The organism is Allocatelliglobosispora scoriae (assembly GCF_014204945.1).
GTDB lineage: Bacteria > Actinomycetota > Actinomycetes > Mycobacteriales > Micromonosporaceae > Allocatelliglobosispora > Allocatelliglobosispora scoriae.
Map to the genome: position 1 here is coordinate 3,280,954 of NZ_JACHMN010000002.1, position 23,131 is coordinate 3,304,084.

General features: G+C 68.8%; 19 protein-coding genes and 1 pseudogene. 9 read left to right on the top strand and 11 right to left on the bottom strand.

From position 1 onward, the window contains the following. The first annotated feature begins 55 nt into the window (after positions 1-55). Positions 56-2,008: a HelD family protein gene (locus F4553_RS20560; RefSeq protein ID WP_184838368.1), complete on the top strand. Its 1,953-nt coding sequence runs from the start codon at positions 56-58 to the stop codon at positions 2,006-2,008. 89 nt (positions 2,009-2,097) lie between these two features. On the opposite strand, the gene F4553_RS20565 is transcribed toward F4553_RS20560, so the two are convergent. After that, entirely contained in the window at positions 2,098-2,601 is a 504-nt protein-coding gene (locus F4553_RS20565) for a hypothetical protein (protein ID WP_184838370.1), read from the bottom strand. A gap of 104 nt (positions 2,602-2,705) precedes the next feature. Further along, positions 2,706-3,977 (bottom strand): chitosanase, encoded by a 1,272-nt coding sequence (locus F4553_RS20570; protein ID WP_184838372.1) that lies wholly within the window; start codon positions 3,975-3,977, stop codon positions 2,706-2,708. Positions 3,978-4,147: 170 nt separating this feature from the next. Between F4553_RS20570 and F4553_RS20575 the strand changes: the two genes are divergently transcribed. From F4553_RS20575 to F4553_RS20585, 3 genes are read left to right on the top strand one after another with little or no spacing between them, the layout of a single operon-like run. Then, on the top strand, positions 4,148-4,447 hold the full coding sequence (locus F4553_RS20575) for a hypothetical protein (RefSeq protein WP_184838374.1): 300 nt from the start codon (positions 4,148-4,150) through the stop codon (positions 4,445-4,447). Between the two features lie 13 nt (positions 4,448-4,460). Continuing rightward, the gene (locus tag F4553_RS20580) at positions 4,461-5,183 is read left to right on the top strand and encodes a hypothetical protein (protein ID WP_184838376.1); all 723 of its coding nucleotides are present in this window, start codon (positions 4,461-4,463) and stop codon (positions 5,181-5,183) included. Positions 5,184-5,186: 3 nt separating this feature from the next. After that, entirely contained in the window at positions 5,187-5,504 is a 318-nt protein-coding gene (locus tag F4553_RS20585; protein ID WP_184838378.1) for a hypothetical protein, read from the top strand. 210 nt (positions 5,505-5,714) lie between these two features. Here F4553_RS20585 and F4553_RS20590 read toward each other — a convergent pair whose 3' ends face one another. The 5 genes from F4553_RS20590 to mqnE all read right to left on the bottom strand — a co-directional run bounded on the left by F4553_RS20590 (position 5,715) and on the right by mqnE (position 10,261). Continuing rightward, complete coding sequence (locus F4553_RS20590) at positions 5,715-6,491, bottom strand: ABC transporter ATP-binding protein (RefSeq protein WP_184838380.1); 777 nt, start codon at positions 6,489-6,491, stop codon at positions 5,715-5,717. After that, positions 6,491-7,507, bottom strand: coding sequence for a FecCD family ABC transporter permease (locus F4553_RS20595; protein ID WP_184838382.1), 1,017 nt, complete (start codon positions 7,505-7,507; stop codon positions 6,491-6,493). The genes F4553_RS20590 and F4553_RS20595 overlap by 1 nt, the downstream gene beginning before the upstream one ends. 16 nt (positions 7,508-7,523) lie before the next feature. Beyond that, complete coding sequence (locus F4553_RS20600; RefSeq protein ID WP_184838384.1) at positions 7,524-8,444, bottom strand: ABC transporter substrate-binding protein; 921 nt, start codon at positions 8,442-8,444, stop codon at positions 7,524-7,526. A 281-nt stretch (positions 8,445-8,725) separates the two neighbouring features. Next, a complete protein-coding gene (locus tag F4553_RS20605) occupies positions 8,726-9,052 on the bottom strand; it encodes a DUF4229 domain-containing protein (protein WP_184838386.1) in 327 nt (108 codons plus the stop codon). Between the two features lie 9 nt (positions 9,053-9,061). Continuing rightward, positions 9,062-10,261: an aminofutalosine synthase MqnE gene (gene mqnE / locus F4553_RS20610; RefSeq protein WP_184838388.1), complete on the bottom strand. Its 1,200-nt coding sequence runs from the start codon at positions 10,259-10,261 to the stop codon at positions 9,062-9,064. 167 nt (positions 10,262-10,428) lie between these two features. On the opposite strand from mqnE, the gene F4553_RS20615 reads away from it, so the two are divergent. The 4 genes and pseudogenes from F4553_RS20615 to F4553_RS20630 all read left to right on the top strand — a co-directional run bounded on the left by F4553_RS20615 (position 10,429) and on the right by F4553_RS20630 (position 17,817). Further along, on the top strand, positions 10,429-11,808 hold the full coding sequence (locus F4553_RS20615) for a C40 family peptidase (RefSeq protein WP_184838390.1): 1,380 nt from the start codon (positions 10,429-10,431) through the stop codon (positions 11,806-11,808). Positions 11,809-11,999: 191 nt separating this feature from the next. After that, a pseudogene (locus tag F4553_RS20620) lies at positions 12,000-13,490 on the top strand (DEAD/DEAH box helicase); the annotation flags it as partial. 111 nt (positions 13,491-13,601) lie between these two features. Next, the gene (locus tag F4553_RS20625) at positions 13,602-15,248 is read left to right on the top strand and encodes a sigma-70 family RNA polymerase sigma factor (RefSeq protein WP_184838394.1); all 1,647 of its coding nucleotides are present in this window, start codon (positions 13,602-13,604) and stop codon (positions 15,246-15,248) included. Positions 15,249-15,378: 130 nt separating this feature from the next. Further along, on the top strand, positions 15,379-17,817 hold the full coding sequence (locus F4553_RS20630) for a PQQ-dependent sugar dehydrogenase (RefSeq protein ID WP_184838396.1): 2,439 nt from the start codon (positions 15,379-15,381) through the stop codon (positions 17,815-17,817). An 87-nt stretch (positions 17,818-17,904) separates the two neighbouring features. On the opposite strand, the gene cds1 is transcribed toward F4553_RS20630, so the two are convergent. Together cds1 and F4553_RS20640 are read right to left on the bottom strand one after the other, a co-directional pair. Further along, a complete protein-coding gene (gene cds1 / locus F4553_RS20635; protein ID WP_184838398.1) occupies positions 17,905-18,999 on the bottom strand; it encodes an L-cysteine desulfhydrase Cds1 in 1,095 nt (364 codons plus the stop codon). Positions 19,000-19,023: 24 nt separating this feature from the next. Continuing rightward, positions 19,024-19,686, bottom strand: a complete 663-nt coding sequence (locus F4553_RS20640; protein WP_184838400.1) for a histone deacetylase — start codon at positions 19,684-19,686, stop codon at positions 19,024-19,026. A gap of 292 nt (positions 19,687-19,978) precedes the next feature. On the opposite strand from F4553_RS20640, the gene F4553_RS20645 reads away from it, so the two are divergent. Continuing rightward, on the top strand, positions 19,979-21,025 hold the full coding sequence (locus F4553_RS20645; RefSeq protein ID WP_184838403.1) for an N-formylglutamate amidohydrolase: 1,047 nt from the start codon (positions 19,979-19,981) through the stop codon (positions 21,023-21,025). Between the two features lie 177 nt (positions 21,026-21,202). Here the strand turns inward: F4553_RS20645 and F4553_RS20650 are convergent, their stop codons facing one another. Then, entirely contained in the window at positions 21,203-22,471 is a 1,269-nt protein-coding gene (locus F4553_RS20650; protein WP_184838405.1) for a hypothetical protein, read from the bottom strand. 206 nt (positions 22,472-22,677) lie between these two features. Next, positions 22,678-22,938 carry a BldC family transcriptional regulator gene (locus F4553_RS20655; protein ID WP_376776233.1) on the bottom strand — a complete coding sequence of 87 codons (261 nt, stop codon included), beginning with the start codon at positions 22,936-22,938 and terminating at the stop codon, positions 22,678-22,680. Positions 22,939-23,131 lie beyond the last annotated feature (193 nt).

Below are 23,131 nucleotides of genomic sequence, written 5' to 3' on the forward strand. Positions count from 1 at the left end.
TGTGAAGTGCTGCGGAGCGCCGGGCGGCCCTCGCTGCGTGCCGGAGCAGATATCCATGAGTGACCTTGACCACGATTTGGCCGCCGAACAAACTCACCTCACCGTCAGCCGCGAGGCCCTGCGCGCCATGCGCGAGCGGGCTGAAGGCCTCTTCGCCACCGGCAATCAGGTCGCGGGCGATGCCTACGCTGCGGAAACCCTGGGGCGCACCCTCGCGATGCGCGTCAAGGAGCTCGCCGACGACCCGACGACGCCGCTCTTCTTCGGCAAGCTCAGCTTCGACGGCACCGAGCACGCCGGACACACCTTTCACATCGGCCGACGCCACGTCACCGACGCCGTCGGCGAGCCGCTCGTGCTCGACTGGCGGGCACCCGTCTCCCGCTCGTTCTATCGCGCCAGCGCCCGCGATCCGCAGGGCGTCGGGGTGCGCCGACGGTTCGGCTTCGCCACCGGCGAGCTGACGAGCTTCGAGGACGAGCACCTCAACCGGGGTGAGGAGCTCGGCACGCGGAGCACGATCCTCACCAACGAGATCGAGCGCCCGCGCGTCGGGCCGATGCGCGACATCGTCGCCACGATCCAGCCCGAGCAGGACGAGCTGGTCCGCGCCGAGCTCGACGAGTCGATCTGCGTCCAGGGGGCACCCGGCACCGGCAAGACGGCCGTCGGGCTGCACCGGGCGGCGTACCTGCTCTATCTGCACCGGGAGCGCCTCCGCCGGTCCGGGGTCCTGATCATCGGACCCAACAGCGCCTTCCTGCGCTACATCGCGGCTGTCCTGCCCGCGCTCGGCGAGGTCGAGGTCAAGCAGCACACGGTCGAGGACCTGATCGGCCACGTCGCGGTCCGCGCCACCGATTCGCCGGCCGCCGCCGCGCTCAAGCACGACGCGCGCGTCGCGGAGCAGCTCCGGTCCCTCCTCTGGCGACGGGTACGCCGACCGAGCGCACCCATCACCGTCTCCGACGGCTCCTACCGGTGGCGCATCGACCTGGGCCCGCTGACCCGGATCGTCGACGATGTCCGGCGCGAGGAACCGGCCTACTCGCTCGGCCGGGAGCGGGTGCGTTCCCGCGTCGTCGACCTGCTGCTGCGCCAGTCGGAGGCGCGCGGCGAATCACCCGGCGAGGCGTGGCAGCGCAAGATGGGCAAGATCGGGCCGGTCGCGGCGTACCTCGACGAGGTGTGGCCGGTCGTCACGCCCGAGGGACTCGTCGCCGAGCTGCTCACCGACCCGCCGGAGGGGTTCGAGGCGATCGCGTGGGCGACGCCGCCCCGCTCGGTGAAGACGGCGAAGTGGAGCACCGCCGATGCGCTGCTGATCGACGAGGCGGCCGGGCTGCTGGAGAGCGTGCCGAGCGCCGGGCACATCGTCATCGACGAGGCGCAGGACCTCTCCCCCATGCAGGCCAGGGCGATCGCCCGGCGCAGCAGCCACGGTTCGGTGACCCTCCTGGGCGACCTGGCCCAGGGCACCGCACCCTGGTCGGCGACGGACTGGCGGGACACGCTGCACCACCTCGGCAAGCCCGACGCCCGGGTGGTTCCGCTGACGATCGGCTTCCGCGTACCGGAGCAGGTCCTCGAACTCGCCAACCGGCTCCTGCCCTCGCTCGCCGTGGACGTGCCGCCCGCGAGGTCCCTGCGCCCCGACGGTCGGCTGATCTTCGGCAAGGTCGGCGATCTGGCAGCCACGGCGGCCGATGCCCTGACCGAGCCGGGCTCCGTCGGTGTCATCTGCGCCGACGCGTCGATCCCCTCGGTGATCGCCACCCTGACGGCGGCCGGGCTCAGCCCCGGCGGCCCCGAGGACGACGAACGGCTCACCGTCATCGGCGCCACCCTCGCCAAGGGCCTGGAGTACGACCACGTCATCGTCATCGAACCCGCCGACATCGTCGCCGCCGAGGAACGCGGCCTACACCGCCTCTACGTCGTCCTCACTCGTGCGGTCACGGCCCTGACCGTCCTGCACGACACCCCGCTCCCGGCACCCCTCGCCTGACCGCAGCGCCGCCCTATGCGCCGCAGGCATACGCCGCAGGGCCGCCAAGATCGCCGCAACTCTTCAAGAGTTGCGGCGATCTTGGCGGCTCAGGGTTGGGTGATCAGGGCTTGGAGTTCGGTGGCGAAAGTCGGGTGGGCATCCTTCACCAGCACCGACTCACCGTCCGCAGCAGCCTCGGTCCCCGTCAGCCGGGGCAGACTCCCCCAGCTGAACGGCACCACCGCGAGGAAGATCCCGACCAGCCCGCCGAGCAGCGGCCACAGGCTCCCCGCGACGAACCCGGCCACCAGCGCCACGATGCCGCCGAAGAACAAGACACCGGCGGCGACCAGGGACACCAGCCGCACCCGGACGCACGCCTCGCACAGCGGCCAGCCGTCCACGGGCACCAACTTCACACGGCGCGAATACTCCACGCCTCGGCCCAACGCCGTCTTGCCCGGGTGCAGCACCTCGGTCACCGGCCCCACATCCGGCCGGGATTTGATCACGAACCGAACCCGCCGCCGGGCACCGATCCCGTGCCGAGCACACACCGAGGGCAACCGCCCCACCGAGATCAGCGCCCCCGGCACTTCCACAGTAGACATGAAAGCCCTCCTCCCCCGGAAGGCATCCTACCGAGATCCCCGGAAACCGGCCCGAGACAGAGGTTTCGGGGCGGATCGATCCGCCCCGAAACCGCACCACCCGACTACGCGATGGAGAACGGGTCTCCGTATACGTGCCACGACAGCGGCGTATTCAGATCGAGGTTGCCGTTGTTCAAGAACACCCGTTGCGCGGTGTCCACCCGGGAGGTGTCACTGTGCGCCTCCTCCAGCTTCATCGCCACCACCCGGGCGTCGAGGAAGGCGTGCAGCCAGGTCGTCTGGTTGCCGCCCTGCGACGGCGGCTTCGCCTTCTTCAGCGCGTTGGTGCGGATCGACCGGAAGCTCGCCGGGTCCCCGCCGTCGCCGTGCATCACGATCGCGTCGTAGTAGATGAACTGGCCCAGCGCCCAGACACCGTCGGCCTTCGCCTGCGCCACGGCCGGGTTGAAGTAGACCTGGTCGCGGATGTCGTTCTGCGCGGTCTGGAAGACCGTGTCGGCAGCGGCCGTCGCCCAGTCCTTCGTGTAGTTGGGGTCGAGGCCGGCATGCGAGTCGGTGCCGTCGACGTTGCGCAGCGCCGGGAGGTACTTCGCCAGGATGTTGCCGGGCTTGCGCGACGTGTAGAGCTCGACGAGCTGCAGCATGTCACCGGTGCCGGAGCAGAATCCGATGATGCCGGCGGTGTAGCCGCGGCCGTCGCCGATGTCCTCGATGTACTTGTACTGCGCCTTCCAGTTCAGCGATGAGTTCTCCGCGCTGGAGACGATCTGCATCGCGATGTCCTTCTTGCGCGGGTCGTTCAGGTCGACGTGCGTGCCGCCGGACGGGCTGGGCGACGCCGACGGGGTGGCGCTACGCGAGAGGGAAGCGCTCGGCGAGGGCGTCGTGCCGTTGCCGTAGACCTTGAACTCGAAGAGCGAGTAGCCGTAGGCCGTGCCGCGAGCGGTGCCGTTGAGCCGGACGTAGCGGCCGGAGCCGGACAGGCCGGTGAGGTCGTCGGTCGCGCCGTTGCCGGTGGTGGTGGAGTAGATGCTGGTCCAGGCGCTGCCGTCGGCGGAGGTCTGGATCTGGTAGGACTTGCCGTAGGCGGCCTCCCACGTGAGCACGACGTGCGTGATCGTCGCGGTGGCGCCCAGGTCGACGCGGATCCACTGCGGGTCGACGCCCTCGGCGCTGGCCCAGCGGGTGGTGGCACTGCCGTCGAAGGCTTTCGCAGCGGTGAGCGTGCTGTCCTCGATGGACGACGCGGTGGCGGGCTTGCCCTGGGAGAGCAGGGTCTCGGCGGCCTCGGCGCTGAGGGCGAGCGCGATGGGTGCGGCGATGACCAGGGCCGCGGCTGCGGCTATCCCGGCGAGTCTTGCTGGGTTCTTCATGCGGGGTCCATTCGTGGGGGGTCGCTTGGAGCGGAGGTGAATAGACAGTCAGTTTGCCTTTCAAATTCGAGCAGGACAGCTCAGCAATGTCAATACCTCACGCCCACGCGGTCCGCGCGCCACGCCCGACTCCGGTAGCGTCTCGAACCGAGCCCCTGGGGAGGGATTGGATGAGTTTCACGGCGGATCAGCAAGCCATCCGCGGTTTCGGCCGACAGATCGACAGCCTCACGGACGACGCGGACGCCGCAGTCTCCTATGTGCGCAATCACCTCGGCATCGGCTATGACAAGGGCCGCATGTTCTTCACCGTGGTCGAGTCGGCCACGACGGTCCGGGAAGCGCTCATGGCCAACTACTCGCAGCTCAGCAAGCTGGCCACCGCTTCCGCGCAGGAGATCGTCAAGGCGGCGGACCACTACCGCGACACCGACGCCGCAGCCGCCGCGAAGATCGACGCGACCTACTGAGAGGAGTCGACCGATGGCCTACGCGCCCGCGGCGGAGCTCGTCGCTCCCGTCGCGAACCCGCCGATTCCGGATCTGGTCAACAACATCCTCGGCGCCAAGCAGTACATCAGCCCGTCCTACTGGATCGGCTGGATCGTGCAGCAGGTCTGCGGCACCAACCCGTGGGAATGGGTGATCGAGCAGTACACGGGCGACTGGCACGCCGCCGCCGAGGCGAGCGACGCGCTCAAGAACCTCGCCGACTTCAACCGGCAGTACGCCCTGGCGATCGAGAGCGAGGGCCGGGCGGTCTTCGGCGACGAGTGGCAGGGCCATGCGGCCGACGCCGCCAAGGCCTACTTCGACGGCATCGTGAAGACCCTCCACGACCAGGTCGCCGCCCTGGAGAGCATCTCGGGCCAGTTCCATTCGCTGACCGCGGGCATGCAGGAGGCGGCGCAGGGTCTGCAGAGCCTCTTCCAGGACCTCACCGACCTCGTCATCGTCGCCGCCATCTCGGCCGCCGCCACCGCCGCGTCGAGCTGGACGGTCGTCGGCGGCATCGCGGGTGCGCTCGCGACCGCAGCCTCCATCGCCGCCGCCGTCGAGGTCTGGTACGCGGTGCTCAGCGCGCACGATGCCGCCTGGGCCGGCGTACAGGTCTTCACCGGTCTCGTCGCCGGGTACCTCGGCGGGCTGCAGGGCATGGAGCAGCACGCACTGCCCGGATCCGCATACAACCACCCGGGGGTGTGAACCGTGCCCGACGATGACGAGCCGATCCTGGACGTGGCCCGCGGCGACCGGGCGATCTCGCAGCACCTGCGGCACTCGCTCAGCCTGCTCCGCGAGCGCAGCGACAACGAGGACTTCCGGCGCCTCGCCGACGACATCCTCGCCGGGCGGGCCCACCTGCGCGACGTCTTCAGCTCACCGGCCTTCGCGGCCGGGCTCAACCCCTTCGTCGAGCGCTTCGCCGAACGCTATGAGCAGCTCAGCGACGCCGAACGAGCCGAGATGGCCGCTTCCGGCAGGGCTGAGCTCGAGGCGGAGCGGGCGCGACTCGCCGGGCGGTGATGTGACGTTCATCCGGCCGGGAAGCCCTCGACCGGACGGCTGATGCGGGTATCGTTAGTCCGGTCGGTGCGTGGACAGTGTCCCCGGGCCTCAATATAAAGCCATTACGGAATACTGGCCTCGGCCAAGAGCTGTAGTGCGCCACTCGCCGCGAGGCGACCGCACGTACCGACACAACGTGAAGCTGAGGGCCCGTCTCCGGACGGGCCCTCAGCTGTTCGAGCTTCGCCGCACCGGCACCACCAGTGGACCGTGATCCCCGGGGATGATCCGGACATTCGCCCGGTAATGCCGTCCCAGCAGCTCCTCCGTCAGCACCAGCTCCGGCGGGCCCTCGGCGACGACCCGGCCCTCATCGAGCAGGACCAGGCGATCGGCGTACTCGCCCGCGATCGAGAGGTCGTGCATCGTGGCGAGCACCGTGAGCCGGTTCTCGCGGCGCAGCTCGTCGACGAGCTCCAGCACGTCCTGTTGGTGGCCGATGTCGAGCGCGCTGGTCGGCTCGTCGAGCAGCAGCAGCGGCGCCTGCTGGGCCAGCGCCCGGGCGAGGAAGACCCGCTGCTGCTCGCCGCCCGAGAGCGTCTCCAGCGGCCGGGCCGCGAAACGCTCCAGGTCCAGCTGGGCGAGCACACCCTCGACCACGGCGAGGTCCGCGGCCGACTCGCGCCCCAGGACAGGGACATGGGGGGTACGCCCGAGCAGCGCGTACTCCAGCACGCTCATCCCGGCGGGCACCACGGGTGTCTGGGCGACCGAGGCGACGCTGCGGGCCCGGGCTCGCCGGGTCAGCGCCGCGGACTCCTGCCCGCCGATCGTGATCGACCCCTGGAAGGGCAGCACCCCGCCGACCGCGCGCAGCACCGTCGACTTCCCGGCACCGTTGGGCCCGATGATCGTCACCCACTCGCCGGGGTCGACCCCGATCGAGACGCGGTCGACGATCGTGGCGCCGCCGAGGGTGACCGTGAGATCGCGGACCTGGAGCATCAGACGCGTACCGATCGGGTCGTGCGGAGCACCACGATGAAGAAGGGTGCGCCGAGGAAGGCCGTGACCACGCCGATCGGCAGCTCCGCCGGTGCGACCACGGTCCGCGCGGCGAGGTCGGCGATGGCGAGGAACGCCGCACCGAAGAGCATCGACAGCGGCAGGATCACCCGGTAGGAAGCGCCGGTGAGCAGGCGGACCAGGTGCGGCACGATGATGCCGACGAAGCCGATCAGCCCGGAGACGGCGACGGCCGCCGCGGTGGCGAGCGACGCCGCGATCACCAGGATCAACCGGGACCGCCCGGGGTGCAGCCCGAGGCTCGCCGCCTCGGCGTCGCCGACGCTGAGCACGTCGAGCTCCCGGCGCAGCAGCAGCACGACGATCGCGGTGACGACGGCGTAGGGCGCGATCATCAGCGTGTCCGACCAGCCGTCCGTGGCGAGGCGTCCCAGCAGCCACGAGTAGACCTCGCGGATCGTGTCGACGTGCCGCTGCAGCAGATAGGTCTGGACCGCGGCGAGGAAGCTGGAGATCGCGATCCCGCCCAGGATCAGGGTGCTGGTCGACCGGTCGCGGCCAGCGGCGTACCCCAGGAGGTAGGTGAGTCCGACGGCCGTGAGGGCGCCGACGAAGGCGAAAGCGGGCACGGCGCCCGCGCTGCCGTGGACCGCGATGGCGACGGTCGCGCCGAGCCCGGCGCCCGCCGCGACCCCCAGCAGGTAGGGGTCGGCGAGCGGATTGCGGAAGACGCCCTGGTAGCAACCGCCCGCGAGCGCGAGCATCGCGCCGACGAGCAGGCCCAGCACGACCCGGGGCAGTCGCAGCTCGATGATGATCGCGATCTCGCGCTCGTTGAGCCCCGAATCGAGGTGTACGCCGGGGATGAGGTTGAGCAGCTCCGCGGCGACGCCCAGGGGCGGGAGGCGGACGGGGCCAAGTGCCACCCCGGCGATGGCCGCCACGACGACGGCCGCCACCCCGAGCAGCACCCACGACACCCGAAGCCGGGTCACAGCACCTCCGTCCCTGTCACGCGGGGACCTTGTTCACCGCGCCGGTGATGGCGGCGAAGAGATCCACGACGCGGGGTCCCCAGCGCGAGGCGATGTCGTCGTCGAGGCCGACGATCTGCGACTTCGCGACGGCCGTGACGCCCGCCCAGCCGGCCCGGGCCTTCACCGTCTCCGGCGTCTGCTGGCAGCACTTGGTGTCGGCGAGGAAGACCATGTCGGGGTTGGCCTTGACGAGCGCCTCCGCCGAGAGCTGCGGATATCCGCCGGTGGCCGCCGAGTCGAGGGGGTCGGCGATGTTGGTCAGCCCGGCCAGGCTGAACAGCGAACCGATGAAGGTCTTCGACGTCGCGGAGTAGAGGTCCGGGCTCAACTCGTAGAAGTAGGTCAGCGGCTTCGCCCGCTTCTGCACCGACGCGAGCGCCGCCGCCATCCTGCCCTTCATCGACTCGACCAGGCTCGCCGCGTCCGCCGGGTGCCCGGTGAGCGTGCCCAGGTCGGCGATCTGCCGGTAGGAGTCCTCCACGGTCTTCGCCGCCGGCGCCACGAAGACCGGGATCTTCAGGGTGGTGAGCTGCGCGACGATCTCGTTGAGATTGTCGGAGAGCACGACCAGGTCGGGGTTCTTCGCCGCGATCGCCTCGGCGTTGGGCTTGAAGCCCGAGAGATCGGTCTTGGGCGCGTCGGCCGGGAAGTTGGACTGATCGTCGACCGCGGTCACCTGCTTGCCCGCCCCGATCGCGAAGAGCATCTCGGTGAGGGTCGGCGAGAGCGAAACGATCTTCGTTGGCTGCTGGGCCAGCGTGACCGATCCGACCGTCACCGGGTAGGCGCCGCCGGTCGCGCTCGGCGCCGCCGCCGGGGTCTCGGTGGCGCAACCGGCGAGCCCGATCGCGAGGGCCGCGATGAGCCCGAGGGCACTCCTTCTGTTACCGCGCATCACTGTGCCTCCTGTCGGTCGAGGGGTGTCCGCCGACAGGGCACGCACGTCAGGGCGCCGGTCTGCGAGACGCGCTTCCTCGAGAGCGTCGAATGTCGCGACCGCTGCGCAGGCGACCTGGCTGGCCCCGGCCCGGCCTCGAAGGGCGGCGCGGGAGGGGCACACAGTTGCGGGACAGCGCCGGATTCACACCGGCTTCGCTGCTAGCGGTCTTGCGCAGGAGGCTAACAGCCGCATCGCCGCCGGAGGCCATCCGGCGGCGATGTCGTGACCTTGGGCTCTTACTTCTCCGCGGGCTTCTTCGTCGGGCCGTCGGAGTCGCGGTCGTTGTCCGCCTCGTCGACCGGGGCGGCACCCGCTGCGGGCGCGTCACCGGCGAGAGTGGAGCGAAGCTTCTCCTTCTCCTCCCGGCGGCGGTCCATCGTCTCGCCCAGCTTCACCGCGTACTGATCGCGGAGACCGCGCAGCAGGAAGTAGGACAGGATCGCCGAGACGGCGACCGCGATCAGCAGCTTGAGCAGCAGATCGAAGTTGAACGGCAGCAGCACCAACAGCACCGCGACCAGCAGGCCGAGGCGGGCGAGTGTGTATTTCAGTCCGGGACCCACGCCAGCACCTTACGCCCAGACCTGCTGCGGCTCACGCCGACGTTCGGCCATCGATGTCGGCGCGTCATACTCCCGGACGACCTGGTAACGGGTGTTGCGCTCGACCGGCGTGAAGCCGGCGTCCCAGATGAGGTTGAGCAGGTCGTCACGGTGCATCGTGTGCGGCGTGCCGTAGCTGTCGGCGTCGTGGGTGATCTTGTATTCCACGACCGAGCCGTCCAGGTCGTCGGCGCCGAAGTTGAGCGAGAGCTGCGCCAACGACAGGCCGTGCATCACCCAGAAGCACTTCACGTGATCGAAGTTGTCGAGCATCAGCCGCGAGACGGCGAAGGTCTTCAGCGACTCGGCGGGCGAGGCCATCGTGGTCTGCGCCTGGATCCGGTTGCGGATCTTGCCGTCCGCGCTGTCGACGAAGTCGTGCTGGTAGCGCAGCGGGATGAAGACGGCGAAGCCACCCGTCTCGTCCTGCAGCTCGCGCAGCCGGAGCACGTGGTCGACCCGGTGCCGGGGCTCCTCGATGTGGCCGTAGAGCATCGTCGACGGGGTCTTGAGACCCTTCTGGTGCGCCAGGCGGTGGATCCGGGACCAGTCCTCCCAGTGGCAGGCGTGGTCGACGATGTGCTGGCGGACCTCCCAGTCGAAGATCTCGGCGCCACCACCGGTGAGCGAGTCGAGACCGGCGTCGATCAGCTCGTCGAGGATCTCGTCGGCGGACAGGCCGGAGATCTTCTCGAACCACTGGACCTCGGTGGCGGTGAAGCACTTGAGCGAGACGTTCGGCAGCGCGGCCTTCAGCTCCCGCAGCACCCGGGGGTAGTACTTCCAGGGCAGGGTCGGGTGCAGGCCGTTGACGATGTGCAACTCCGTGAGCTGCTCATCCTCCATCTCCTTGGCCTTGCGGACCGCCTCCTCCACACGCATGGTGTAGGCGTCCTTCTCACCGGGCTTGCGCTGGAAGGAGCAGTATGCGCAGCTCGCCGAGCAGACGTTGGTGAGGTTGAGGTGCCGGTTGACGTTGAACATCACCCGGTCGCCGTTCTTCTCGGTCCGGACATGGTGTGCCAGTCGCCCCAGCCACGCCAGGTCGTCCGTGGCGTAGAGCGCCTCGCCGTCGGAGCGGTCCAGCCGCTCGCCCGCGTAGACCTTCTCCTCCAGCTCGCGCATGCGACCTGCATCTAGTGACCCGGTCACCGACGTCGTCCCCGCCATGGCACGCCTCCTCACATTCCTCAGTGAGCCTACTGCGACGCCTGAACGACCGACCGCAGGCGGGTGGTAGTCAGGAAGTCTTCAGCTTCCCGCAATCGACTTTGTTGTCTGTGTGCGCTAGAAACATGAAGGGGCTACAGCCTTCAGGGACCGGGGGAGCACACACCATGACGCGACGAGGCGCCGGGGCGGCACGTTTGTCTGCCCTGCTGACCGCGACAATCATCACGACGACGGCGACCTCGGCCCATGCCGCGCCCACGCCGTCGCCGTCCGCGATGACGTCCGTGCCCGACAGCGGTGTGCGTCCCGTGCCCAACGGCACCCTCAGCCTTCCCTTCGGCAACATCCCGGTGCAGTCGACCGCCACGACGGCGATCATGGCCCTCGCCAACCAGCTCTCGGCCGCCCAGCTCGAGGTCGGCGTCCTCGCCGAGAAGCTGCGCGTGCTCGACGAGGCCCGGATCACCGCCAAGACCGACCTGCTCTTCGCGGAGTATGCGAAGAAGCAGGCCGACGAGCGGCTCGAAGCGGCCAAGGCCGCCTATGACGAAGCGATGTCGCGGGTCTACCAGGAGCAGGGCGGCGTGCCGGGGCTCGGCCTCGACGGCCTCGCCCCGCGCGTCGACGACCCGATGATCACCGGTGCCTCCGCCGCCCGCGACCTGAGCTTCGCCACCGAGTCCGCGGCGGCCGCGAAGAAGACGTACGACAAGGCCGTGATCACCGACCGCGACGCGACTGCCGCCTTCGGCGCCCTCGAGGTCACCTACCGCCAGCGCGAAGCTGCCCTGCTGGAGCTCCGCAAGCGCCACGCCGACCAGCTCGCGGTGATCGAGCGGGAGCAGGAGCGCCAGGAGCAGCAGGCCGGCGGCGGCTTCCCCGGCGATGACGTGGTCGGCAACTACCAGGCCAACCCCCGGGCGGTGGCGGCGGTTCGCTTCGCGCTGAGCCAGCGGGGCAAGCCCTACGAGTGGGGCTCCGAGGGACCCAACCGCTACGACTGCTCCGGCCTGATGTGGCGTGCGTACAAGACCGTCGGCGAATCGCTCCCCCGCGTCTCCCGCGATCAGTACCAGGGCACCAAGAGCCACTCCGTCGGCCGCTACGACCTGCTCCCCGGTGACCTGCTCTTCTTCGCGACCGACTCCTACAACTCGGACACGATCCACCACGTCGGGATGTATATCGGGGACGGCAAGATGGTCCACGCGCCCACGACCGGCGATGTGGTGAAGATCTCGACCGTGTGGTGGTCCCGGTTCTACGGCGCGACCCGGGTGCTGCCCGCGGTCCCCAAGGCGAGCACGAGCCCCTCGGCCACCTCCAGCCCGTCGCGGACCACGAGCCCCTCGCCCAGCCCGTCGCGGACCACGAGCCCCTCCACGTCGCCCTCGCCCAGCTCATCGCCGAGCAAGAGCCCGTCGTCGTCGCCGAGCCCGGTGCCGCCCGTCGAGGAGACCACGGAGCCGGAGCCGCAGCCCGAGCCCATCTCGCCGCAGCCGATCTCGGCCGCGCCGAGTCCGACGCCCGACCCGGCACCGTAACGATCGAACCCTCCAGATGGTCTCTGGAGGGTGAGACCGCACACGTAAGGCGTAACCCGAGCGCGGATAACCGGACAGTCGGCGTAGACTATCTATGTCGCGGGCCATCGGCTCGCGTTCTTTCTGCACTCGAGCGTTCCTGCGATGTGTGTGATGTCGGCGAATTAAGCACGGCCGGTCCAGACGCGGGGATGCCTCCACCGTGTCAATCAAGGAGTTCCGGCTTGTCAAGCATCACTGATCCCACCACGTTTCCGTCCGTCTTCGAGATCGACCCTGACCAGGCCGATGTCACCACGGCGACGGCGGACACCGCAGTCGCAGCGCCCACCGGCCCCACCTTCGCCGACCTCGGCCTGCCGAAGACCCTCGTCCGGGCACTCGCCCGCGAGGGGATCACCGTGCCGTTCGAGATCCAGGCGGCCACCGTCCCCGACGCCCTCGCGGGCCGGGACGTGCTCGGCCGTGGCCAGACCGGCTCCGGCAAGACCCTCGCGTTCGGCCTGCCCGTCCTGGCCCGCCTCGGCGGCACCGGACGGCCCAAGGCCTACCACCCCAAGGCACTGATCATGGTGCCGACCCGTGAGCTCGCGATGCAGGTCGCCGACTCGCTCCGGCCGTTCGCCCGGGAGATGGGACTCTTCCTCGCCACCGCGTTCGGCGGCGTCCCCTACGACCGGCAGATCCAGGGCCTCGAGCGCGGCCTCGATGTCCTCGTCGCCACCCCGGGCCGCCTCGGCGACCTGATCGAGCGGGGCGTCTGCAACCTCTCGGCGATCGAGATCTCGGTCCTCGACGAGGCCGACCAGATGGCCGACATGGGCTTCCTGCCCGAGGTCACCGAGCTGCTCGCCAAGACGCCCGCCGACGCGCAGCGCCTGCTCTTCTCGGCCACTCTCGACGGTGATGTCGACACGCTGGTCAAGCGCTTCATGACCGACCCGGTGACCCACTCGACATCGCCGAGCACCACGTCGGTGACCACGATGGACCACTACATGCTGCTGATCCCGCCGCATGACAAGTTCACCGTCACGGCGTCGATCGCCTCCCGCGAGGGACGCACGATGTTCTTCGCTCGCACGCAGGCCGGTGTCGACCGCCTCGTCGAGCAGCTCCGCGAGGTCGGCGTCCGCGCCGGCGGCCTGCACGGCGGCAAGACCCAGGCCGTGCGCACCCGCACCCTCGCCGAGTTCAAGGAGGGACGCACCACGGTGCTCGTCGCCACGGATGTCGCGGCGCGCGGCATCCACGTCGACGGGATCTCGCTGGTCGTGCACGTCGACCCGCCCAAGGACTCCAAGGACTACCTGCACCGCGCCGGCCGCACGGCCCGCGCCGGTGAGTCGGGTGCCGTCGCGACGCTGGTGCTGCCGAAGCAGCGGCGTTCGACGATCGCCATGATGCAGAAGGCCGGCGTCGCCGAGCCCGCCGAGCACCGGGTCCGCAGCGGCGACCCGGCGCTGACGGAGCTCACGGGCGCCAAGGAGCCGACCGGCGTACCGGTCAAGGACGAGCCGCGGTCCGCGCCTCGCGGCGGTGACCGCCCGCGTCGCTTCGACCGCGACGACCGTCCCCGTGGCCGTTTCGACCGCGACGACCGGCCGCGCGGCCGTGGTGGCTTCGAGAACCGTGGCCACGACGCCCCGCGCCGCTTCGAGCGGGACGACCGCCCGCGTCGCGTCAGCTGACCTGCTCTGACGAGCGCCCCGCACCGAACTGGTGCGGGGCGCTTTTTCGTGGGAACCTTTCGGGCCGCTCGCTGGTGGAGTTGGTGACGAAGGGAGCCGGCGATGGCGCACGGGGAGATGATCAGCGAGGTTTACGGCGAGAGCTTCCGCCGACTGGTGATGCAGCTCTATGCCCTGACCGGCGATCTGGGTGAGGCGCAGGAGGTGGTGCAGGAGGCGTTCGTGCGAGCGCTCTGCGCACCGCGCGGCTTCGCCGACCTGCAGAATCCCGAGGCGTGGCTACGCAAGGTGGCGACGAACCTGGCTCGCAGCCGATGGCGGCGACGGCGAGTTCTCGATCTCCTCCTGAGGCGGGTGGTCCCTGATCCGGTGGTACCGGATTCGTCACCGGAGCACATCGCCCTACTCTCCGCGCTACGCGAGCTGCCCACCGGACAGCGTCACGCGCTGGCCCTGCACTACCTCTCGGATCTGCCGATCGACGAGGTGGCCCGCACGCTCGACGTTTCGGTCGGCACGGTCAAGTCCCGGCTGCACCGGGGGCGAGCCGCGCTCGCTGTGATGCTCACCGATCCGCTCGACGCCGGCGTCCCGCAGCCACCGCTGGACGAGCTCGCGCTACGTGCGAAGCGGCGCAACAGGCGCCATCGCAACGGTGTGCTCGCGGCGGTCGTGGTCGCGGTGATCGGAGCCATCGCGGCGGGGCGCCTTTTCTATCCACTGTTCCCGATCTCCCCAGCCGACGGCATCTCGCCGACACCGACTGCTTCGCCGCAGCCGACACCGGTGCTGAGCTCCGCCGACTTCGTCCCCGACTCGCAGGGCGATCTGGTGACCGTGTTCGATCAGTACACCGCCGTGGTCGTCAGCCGCTCCTGCATGATCCGCGTACGGGTGACCACCGACACCGGCCGGAGCTGGAGCCCGTGGCGCATGCCGGTCCAGACGATCGACTGTCTCGGCGAGAAGGACGCCGCCTTCGAACTGCTCTCGCCGACCACCTACACGGCCACGGTGATCGGCAAGACCTATCTGACGAGCGACAGCGGTGAGACCTGGCGGGAGTGGAAGCCGACCGTCTACACACTGCCCGGCATTCCGGATCGGATGGCCCCGCGTGGCTGTGACGGTTGCCGGACCACGTCCTTCGAGACGGTGGCGCCCGACGGCAGGGTGCTGCGTACCGACCGTCAGCCCGGACTGCGCTCGTGGTCTCTCACCCGGCAGACCGCCGTGGGAGCGTTCTGGCTGCTGGGCACGGCTAACGACGGGTCGTCTGCGGTCGCTCGGACCGAGGACGGGGGACGGAGCTGGTTCACCGGCCCGCTGCCGGCGAACCTGCGCAATGCGACGCTGGCCGCACCCAACTGGCAAACGGCCTATGTGGTGGGCGAGGTGGCAGGCGCCGAGGTCGTCTATGCGACTGCTGACGGTGGACGGACGTGGACACAGAATTCCGCGCCGCAACTGCAGTCGCTCGTCGCGGAGCAGGCCCGGCCCTCGGCCAGTGCATTCGGTGGGCGGCTGCTGGTGAAGAACTCTGCGGGCACGTTCTGGATCAGCGAACGCTCGGGAGCGGAGATCACGATGCGCGCCTACGCCCCCATTCCGTCGGTCCCCAAGCTCATCGAGGGCGGCGGGAGCGCTCGGAGCGGAGCGGTCATCTGGGCCATCGGGGTCGACGACGACATCATCACGGTCGTCGAGGGCGACCCCACCCGGCGAATCCTCGGTCCGCCCTCGCTCTGACGCCACTGGGAGCGACCGTCAGCCGCCCATGGCGGTCGCTCTAAATATTGACTCACTTGCATCAGCGTCGTTAACATCGGCGGCGTGTAAGTAAGTCAACTTAACTAACGGTAAGCGAGAGGAGCACTCCATGCGTTTACGGCGTACCACCGTCCTCGGGGCCGTAACCATGCTCATCGCGTCGATCTTCGTGACGAGCCCTGCCCAGGCCGCCCCCACCCGCTACGAGGCGGAGAACGCCACGATCAGCCTGGGCCTGGTCGAGGCGAATCACACCGGCTACTCCGGCACCGGCTTCGTCAACAACGACAACGTCGTCGGCAGCTATACACAGTGGACCGTCAATGCCGCGACCGCCGGGACCGCGACGATCACGATCCGCTACAGCAACGGCTCCGGTACGAACCGGCCCGCCGACATCGCCGTCAACGGCAGCGTCGTCGCGGCGGCGTCGGCCTTCAACGCCACCACCAACTTCGACACCTGGGCCAACAAGACGATCACCGCGCCCGTCACGCCGGGCAGCAACACTATCCGGGTGACCTCGACGACCGCCAACGGGCCGGCCAACTTCGACTACCTCGACTTCGAGGTCGCCACGCAGCCCGCCTTCACCGACTACCAGGCCGAGAACGCGACGATCTCGCAGGGCCTCGTCGAGAGCAACTGGGCCGGCTACACCGGTACGGGCTTCGTCAACACCGACAACGTCGCCGGGTCGTACGTCCAGTGGACCGTGACCGCCGCCAGTACGGGCACCGCGCAGCTCACGTTCCGCTACGCCCACGGCAACGGCGGCACCCGTCCCGGCGATGTAGCCGTCAACGGCAACCTGGTGAGCAACCAGCCCTTCCCGGCGACCGCCACCTGGGACACCTGGGCCGAGGTCACGGTGAGCACGACGCTCACCGCGGGCAGCAACACCGTCCGCGTCACCGCCACGACCGCCACCGGCCTCGGCAACATGGACCGGCTGCGCGTCACCGGCCAGAGCGACTCGCAGGCACCGACCGTCCCCGGCGCCCCGAGCTGCTCGGCGATCGCCGAGAACAGCCTCACGCTCAACTGGGGTGCCTCGACCGACAACGTCGGGGTGGTCGGCTACGACATCTACAACGACGGCAACCTGATCAGCCAGAGCATCGGCACGGGTGCGTCGAAGACCCTGACCGGGCTGAACCCCAACACCGAATACCGCCTCTCGGTCTTCGCCAAGGACGCGGCCGGCAACGTCTCGCTCTCCAGCGCGCAGGCGATCTGCACCACGGCCGCGAGCTCCGACACGGCCGCACCGAGCGCGCCGACGAATCTCACCTTCTCCGGCCTGAGCGGCAGCACGGTCACGCTCACCTGGACGGCGTCCACGGACAACGTCGGGGTCACGGCCTACGACGCGCGCACCGGCACGACCGTCATCAAGACCGTCACCGGTACGCCACCGGCCGCCACGATGTCCGTCACGGGCCTGGCGTGCAACACGGCGTACACGCTGAATGTCGTGGCCCGCGATGCCGCAGGCAACGTCTCGGCCCAGAGCAACGCGGTGACCTTCACGACCTCGACCTGCAGCGGCGGCGTGCCGTCGAGCATCGGGCAGATCTCGGGCGGCTGGACGATCCCGTGGGGGACCTATTTCATGCCCGACGGCCAGACGGCGCTCGTCACCGAGCGGGACGACAAGGTCACCGGCGGGCAGTTCAAGGTCTTCAAGGTCACCCTCGCCGGGGTACGCACACAGGTGGGCACCGTGCCCAACACGGTGACGACCGATGGCGAGGGCGGCCTGATGGGCGTCGCCGTCGACCCCAACTGGGCGACGAACCACTACGTCTACTTCATGCACACGGCGTCGGAGGGCAACCGGGTCGCCCGGATGACCTATGACGGCAGCACCCTCACCGGTTACCTGACGATCCTGTCGGGCATCGCCAAGAACCGTTACCACAACGGCGGCCGGCTCGCGTTCGGGCCGGACGGGTACCTCTACGTCGCGACCGGCGACGGCCAGACCAGCAGCCGCGCGCAGGACGTGAACTCGCTCAACGGCAAGATCCTGCGGATCACCACGACGGGCGCGGCGGCGCCGGGCAACCCGTTCGGGACCCGGGTCTACAGCTACGGCCACCGCAACCCGCAGGGCCTCGCCTTCGACTCGCAGGGGCGGCTCTGGGAGGCGGAGTTCGGCGACACGATGCTCGACGAACTCAACCTGATCAAGCCGGGCAAGAACTACGGCTGGCCGACGTGTGAGGGCACCTGCAGCGTGGCCGGGATGGAGAACCCGAAGCGGCAGTGGTCCACCTCGGCCGCGTCGCCGAGCGGCATCGCGATCGTGCGGGACGTCGTCTACATGGCGGCGCTGCGCGGCCAGCAGATGTGGCGTATCCCGCTGCTCACGGGCGAGTCGACGGGCACGCCCACGGCCTACTACACCGGCACCTACGGCCGGCTCCGCACGGTGACGAAGGTCCCCGGCAGCGATCAGCTGTGGCTGAGCACGACGAACTGCGACAACAACGGCGGCCAGGCCAACGGCAGCGACCGCATCCTCCGCATCACGATCACCTGACAATTTGCCGTTGATCAAGGGAAGACTCGCCGCATATCGGACACCCCGGATGGTGAGTCTTCCCTTGATCAACGCGAATTTTGGGGGTTACGGCTCCAGCCAGTTGGCGGACTGGAGGAAGTGGTGGACCGTGCCGAGGTGCTGGGTCAGGTCCATGCCCGCCTCGCGCACCCATTGGTCGTCGTAGTAGGTGTTGGCGTAGCGTTCGCCGCCGTCGCACAGCAGGGTCACCACGGAGCCCTTCTCGCCCCTGGCGACCATGCCGGCGATCAGGCCGAAGGCGCCCCAGAGATTGGTCCCGGTCGACCCGCCCACGCGTCGGCCCAGGAGGTCGGAGGCCGCGCGCATCGCGGCAAGACTTCCCGCATCGGGTACGCGCACCATCCGGTCCACCACCGCCGGCTGGAAGGACGCCTCGACGCGCTGCCGCCCGATGCCCTCGATCCGGGACCCCTTGCCGGTGACATGCGACCAGTCGCCCGCCTGGTAGGCGGGGTAGAAGGCGGAGTTCTCCGGATCGACGACGCAGATCTTGGTGCAGTACTGCTCGTAGCGGACATACCGCCCGATCGTGGCCGAGGTGCCGCCCGTACCGGCGCCGACCACGATCCACACCGGGACCGGGTGCCGCTCCTTCGCCATTTGGCTGAAGATGGATTCGGCGATGTTGTTGTTGCCCCGCCAGTCGGTCGCCCGCTCGGCATAGGTGAACTGGTCCATGAAGTGCCCGCCGCGGTCGTCGGCGAGCACCCTGGCCTCCAGCACCACCCGACCGGGATCGTCCACGAGGTGGCACTGGCCGCCGTAGAACTCGATCTGGGTGATCTTCTCCTTGCTCGTCGTCGCGGGCATGACGGCGACGAAGGGCAGCCCGAGCATCCGGGCGAAGTAGGCCTCGCTCACCGCGGTCGAGCCGGACGAGGCCTCCACGATGGTGGTGTCCGGCCCGATCCAGCCGTTGCAGAGCGAGTAGAGGAAGAGCGAGCGGGCCAGCCGGTGCTTCAGCGAGCCGGTGGGGTGCACCGACTCGTCCTTGAGGTAGAGGTCGATGCCCCAGCTCGCGGGGAGCGGGAAGGGCAGCAGATGGGTGTCGGCCGACCGGTTGAGGTCGGCCGCCACCTTGGCGATCGCGTCGGTCACCCATACGCGGTCGGAATCGCTACACCTGTCCAGCTGCTCCATCTCCGGAAGGTAACACCCGACCGGTCAGGCGGGGACTCCCTCACGGACGAGCAGCGCGACCACGTCCTCGGCGGACCAGTGCCCCGACGCACCCGAGCAGGAGCTCAGGTAGCCGGCCGCCTCCTCGACGCTCCAGCCGTGCGCCTCCATCAGCCCGGTCAGGATGATCCGCAGGTAGACGCCGGCCGGCCGGTTGGGGAGCTGGTCAGCGGCGCGCCAGGGGGCCGTGAAGGTCAGCATCGGCAGCCCGTCGAGGTAGCCGACGCGCAGCATCGTCTCGTAGCACCCCGGACCGAACTCCATCCGGCCGTGGATCAGCGCCTCGGAGATGTCGCGATCGAAGCCGGGTTCCTGGCACATCTCCTGCGAGATGATGTCGGAGAGCTGCCCGGTCGAGATCCGGTACGCGCGGGCGGGGATCTGGCCGAGGCCGGCCGGGTCGTAGAAGCCCATCCCGCCGGTCCAGGCGACCGCCTCGAGCGCGAAATAGAGCTGGCCCGGGAGCATCACCGGGCGGCACTCGCCGGGCATTCGCTGATCGCGGCACCCCGGATAGGTCAGGGAACTCCCGACCGGTTGACCACCGCCGATGTAAAAGCCGAGGCGGTCCAGGTTCATGTTTGAGCCATAGGCCACGTACCACACCTGGTCGGTGGTGGAGGCCGGCACGGCCGGAGTCACGCGCATGCGAGAAATGGTCACCTTCTGCTCCGCCGATACCGTCATATAGTGAAACGGAGGTGGGGCCCCCGTCGTTGCTCTCGGAAGTTGCTCTTGCTTAGCGGCCAAGATATGCGACGATACGCCAGCCATGCGGACAGGGTTTATCCACCAATTAGCGAATTCCACTACAGCGGGTACGCGCGTGAAAACGCTTCGCAATCAGATCACTCCATCGTGACTCCTCATGCGAGTCTCAAGTCGCAGTGGATATGATGTGGCTGATTGCCCGGAGGCAAAGAAGCTCGGAGGATACAGCGTGGAGTCGCCCACATTGACGGTCGGCCACAACGATCAAGCCATCCAGTTGGACTTTCTCGACCATCAGCGGCGGCACGCGTGCACCGACTGCGGGCATGCCTTTCTGAATGCTGAGACGCCGGCTGAGGGCTTTGATTATCACCGACAGGTCATCGGCGGCGGGACGATCATCGCCAACACCCTGGGCCCCATCCGCGAGGTGCACATCCTGCCGCACTGCGGCACCGAGCTGCCCGACGAGCTCCTGCGCGAGATCGATCCGGCCGACCGCCCGGCCCTGGCCCAGCTCGTGCACGACAACGCCGACATCGGCACCGGCGCCATCTATCGCCACCTGGCCGAGAGCATTCTCGCCGGTCGGGGCGAGGGCGTGGCGGTCGCCGGCTTCCACCTGTCCCGGTTGCTGCTCGACGCCAACCGGATCGAGGTCGTCTACCAGGTCCCGGCCAGCCCCTACGTGGGCACCTCCGAGCTGTATGCGGACTTCATGCAGCGGCGCGGCACCGAGCTCCGCGAGGATCTCCTGCTGCCCTGGCTCGACGCGGTCAACCGGCTGCTCCGGCAGATGGGCGAGAGCGGTGTCGCCTATCACCACCACACGCTGGACGTCTACTCCATGACGCCGCGGCCGTGGGACCAGGCCTCGCACGAGAAGCGGCCCGCCTTCCAGCTCGTCTGGGAGCGGCCGACCCTCGACGCGACGTCGGAGCCGGCCCCTGGTGTGGTCGATCCCGGCCTCGCGCCGATCGAGGACCTCCGCGGGGTGCGGGACCGGATCACCGAATATCTCGAGGCCAAGGTGGGTCTCGAGGACGCCGCCGGCGAGATCGACTTCCCGCTGCTGCTGCCCGTGGTGCCCTTCGCGGGTGCTCTGCGCGGCGATCTGGCCGACCTGCCGCCGCACATCATGTATGACGTTCGCAAGGACATTCTCGCCACTGACGATCTCATCCGCTCCTGGGTGGGCGATGGGCCGTGGCGGCTGCCCGCCGTGGCGCGGAGCATCGAGAACGACGTCTTCGCCTTCGACGGTGCCGTTATCTGACTGGTCACGAATTGGCAAAGATGGGGTCCGGTTCTATCGACCGGGCCCCATCATCCTTTGTGGATCGACGTGCATTTGTACAACTGAACGTGGCGGTAATATTGCGGAAACGTGCTGAGCACATTTGCGTGCCGCTTTTGGCCGATGGAGCCACCCAATCTGTGCGACACCGATGTGTCAGATGGCGTACTCGCCGAGCCGATCGGTGTACCTATTGGAGTAGAGCCGTTCGTGAAATTTGACGAAACGGGAGACGACGGTGCTCACCCGTCGATCACCGAGTCGTTCGTCCAGACCGGTCAGTCCCGCCGCCAGCGCACCGCCGTGCCGCTGATAGAGGTCGGAGAAGTAGCCCAGGCTCTCACCGAGTGCGAGCACCGCGCTGGCCGCGCTCGTCGAACGCCGCGGATGCCACAGGGCCACATTGAACTCGCGGCTGATCAGGTCCTTGTGCAGCCGGGTGAAGGCCGGATCGATCTCCGCCTCCTCGATGACGAGCGAGAGCACGTCCGCCGGCTCCACCAGCCGTCGCTCGTGCATGCGGTTGGAGAGGCGGTGGATGATCGCCGAGTGCTGCACCGGGGCCATCCGCAGCAGCCGCGGTCCGATGTCGTTCTGCAGCCGCACCAGCAGGGACGCGTGCGAGAGCACCTCGCCGAGCGAGCCGTCCCAGAGCACCGAGCGGTAGGCCGGGTTCGCCGCCACCAGCTCCGCCAGCACCGAGGCGAAGTAGCCGAGCGTCGGGCTCACCAGGATCGAGTGGGCGCCCAGGCCCGCCAGCTCCAGCCGCGGCAGATCCGGGCCGCGCAGGCACCTGTCCACGGCCCGGTAACGGCTGCGCAGCCCGTCGGCGAAGAAGGGCTGGGTGTGCGTACCGTCGAGGGCTTTGATGACCTCGCGACCGGCCTCCGCGTTGACGACGAGCGCGCCCCACAGCCCGAATTCGATCTCGGTGTGGTCGATCGGCGGGTGACCGTGCGCGGCCCGGTAGCGGGCGTACTCCTCGACGATGCCGGCGTGCTTGCCCGCCGAGAGGCTCTGGTCGAAGGCTGAGGCCTGACCGGCCGCGTGCTTGGGCGGGCCGCTGAGCAGCAGCACCGCGGGGGTCGCCTCGCCCGGCTCGAGCACGCGCAGCATCGCGCGGTTGAAGGCGCTCACCAGCTCCAGGCGCTGGTTCGCCGCATGATCGAGATCGGGTACGCCGAGACCCATCGAGATGTTGTCGGAGATCGTCTCGAAGAACTGGTAGACATTCATCGTGACCGCGTAGCGCTCCACGAGCGGCCACGACTCGTCGTCGACGAGCCCGCGCAGCAGGGTCACGTTCATCGTGGCGAGCTGGATCAGGCCATTGACCTGGAGGAATTCGCCGCGCCGGGGATTTTCGGTGGAGAAGGCCCACGTCGCGTAGTCGCGGTAGGGCCCGGCGGGAAGGTGCTTTCGCATCGCCGAGATGATGCCGTCACAGGTCGCCGTGAGGAGTCCAGCGGCTCGGCGATTGACCGACATGAGTGGCCCCTACCGTCCGTTCCGACCTCCGGGTATGTGCCCAGAGAGCCTACGACGACGGGTCCGGTCCATGCCGACCAGCATGCGGGTTTTCTTACGCTCCATAGTGGACATGTGTCCACTATGGAGCGTTTCGTAGCATTCTAATATGCGGGACGGCGCTCGTACGGGTCACCGAGATGACCCGCTGGAATCCCGGCCGAGCCGGCGGGGGCACCCTCTTCGAGCTCACCCTCGCCTTCCAGCAGAGCGCGGACCTCCGACTCGCGGAAGCGGCGGTGTCCACCCGGCGTGCGGATGCTACCGATGCGACCGGCGGCGGCCCAACGGGTCACCGTTTTAGGGTCAACCCGGAACAGCGCGGCCACCTCACCTGGCGTCAGCAGGCGATCACCAGTGTCCACACCCACCTCCTTGCGTCGACAGGGCTCCATGCGGTGGCCCCGTGTGGACGTACGTCCATTAGAGCACCGTCAGAGATGGTTATCCCTGAAACAGTGATCCTGTACCATTTGCTCGGATCGCTGGTAGTATTTGCGAACCTCTTTCGTATATTGCCCGACGAACGCCTTTCTCGTCATGGAAAGACGAAGAAAC

What these genes read in the sequence shown, in the direction of transcription:
- F4553_RS20560 (WP_184838368.1), top strand. Translation starts at nt 56, where the DNA reads ATGAGTGACCTTGACCACGATTTGGCCGCCGAACAAACTCACCTCACC.
- cds1 (WP_184838398.1), bottom strand. Translation starts at nt 18,999, where the DNA reads ATGGAGCAGCTGGACAGGTGTAGCGATTCCGACCGCGTATGGGTGACC.
- F4553_RS20640 (WP_184838400.1), bottom strand. Translation starts at nt 19,686, where the DNA reads ATGCGCGTGACTCCGGCCGTGCCGGCCTCCACCACCGACCAGGTGTGG.
- F4553_RS20570 (WP_184838372.1), bottom strand. Translation starts at nt 3,977, where the DNA reads ATGAAGAACCCAGCAAGACTCGCCGGGATAGCCGCAGCCGCGGCCCTG.
- F4553_RS20625 (WP_184838394.1), top strand. Translation starts at nt 13,602, where the DNA reads ATGGCGCACGGGGAGATGATCAGCGAGGTTTACGGCGAGAGCTTCCGC.
- F4553_RS20580 (WP_184838376.1), top strand. Translation starts at nt 4,461, where the DNA reads ATGGCCTACGCGCCCGCGGCGGAGCTCGTCGCTCCCGTCGCGAACCCG.
- F4553_RS20575 (WP_184838374.1), top strand. Translation starts at nt 4,148, where the DNA reads ATGAGTTTCACGGCGGATCAGCAAGCCATCCGCGGTTTCGGCCGACAG.
- F4553_RS20565 (WP_184838370.1), bottom strand. Translation starts at nt 2,601, where the DNA reads ATGTCTACTGTGGAAGTGCCGGGGGCGCTGATCTCGGTGGGGCGGTTG.
- F4553_RS20590 (WP_184838380.1), bottom strand. Translation starts at nt 6,491, where the DNA reads ATGCTCCAGGTCCGCGATCTCACGGTCACCCTCGGCGGCGCCACGATC.
- mqnE (WP_184838388.1), bottom strand. Translation starts at nt 10,261, where the DNA reads ATGGCGGGGACGACGTCGGTGACCGGGTCACTAGATGCAGGTCGCATG.
- F4553_RS20615 (WP_184838390.1), top strand. Translation starts at nt 10,429, where the DNA reads ATGACGCGACGAGGCGCCGGGGCGGCACGTTTGTCTGCCCTGCTGACC.
- F4553_RS20630 (WP_184838396.1), top strand. Translation starts at nt 15,379, where the DNA reads ATGCGTTTACGGCGTACCACCGTCCTCGGGGCCGTAACCATGCTCATC.
- F4553_RS20600 (WP_184838384.1), bottom strand. Translation starts at nt 8,444, where the DNA reads ATGCGCGGTAACAGAAGGAGTGCCCTCGGGCTCATCGCGGCCCTCGCG.
- F4553_RS20650 (WP_184838405.1), bottom strand. Translation starts at nt 22,471, where the DNA reads ATGCGAAAGCACCTTCCCGCCGGGCCCTACCGCGACTACGCGACGTGG.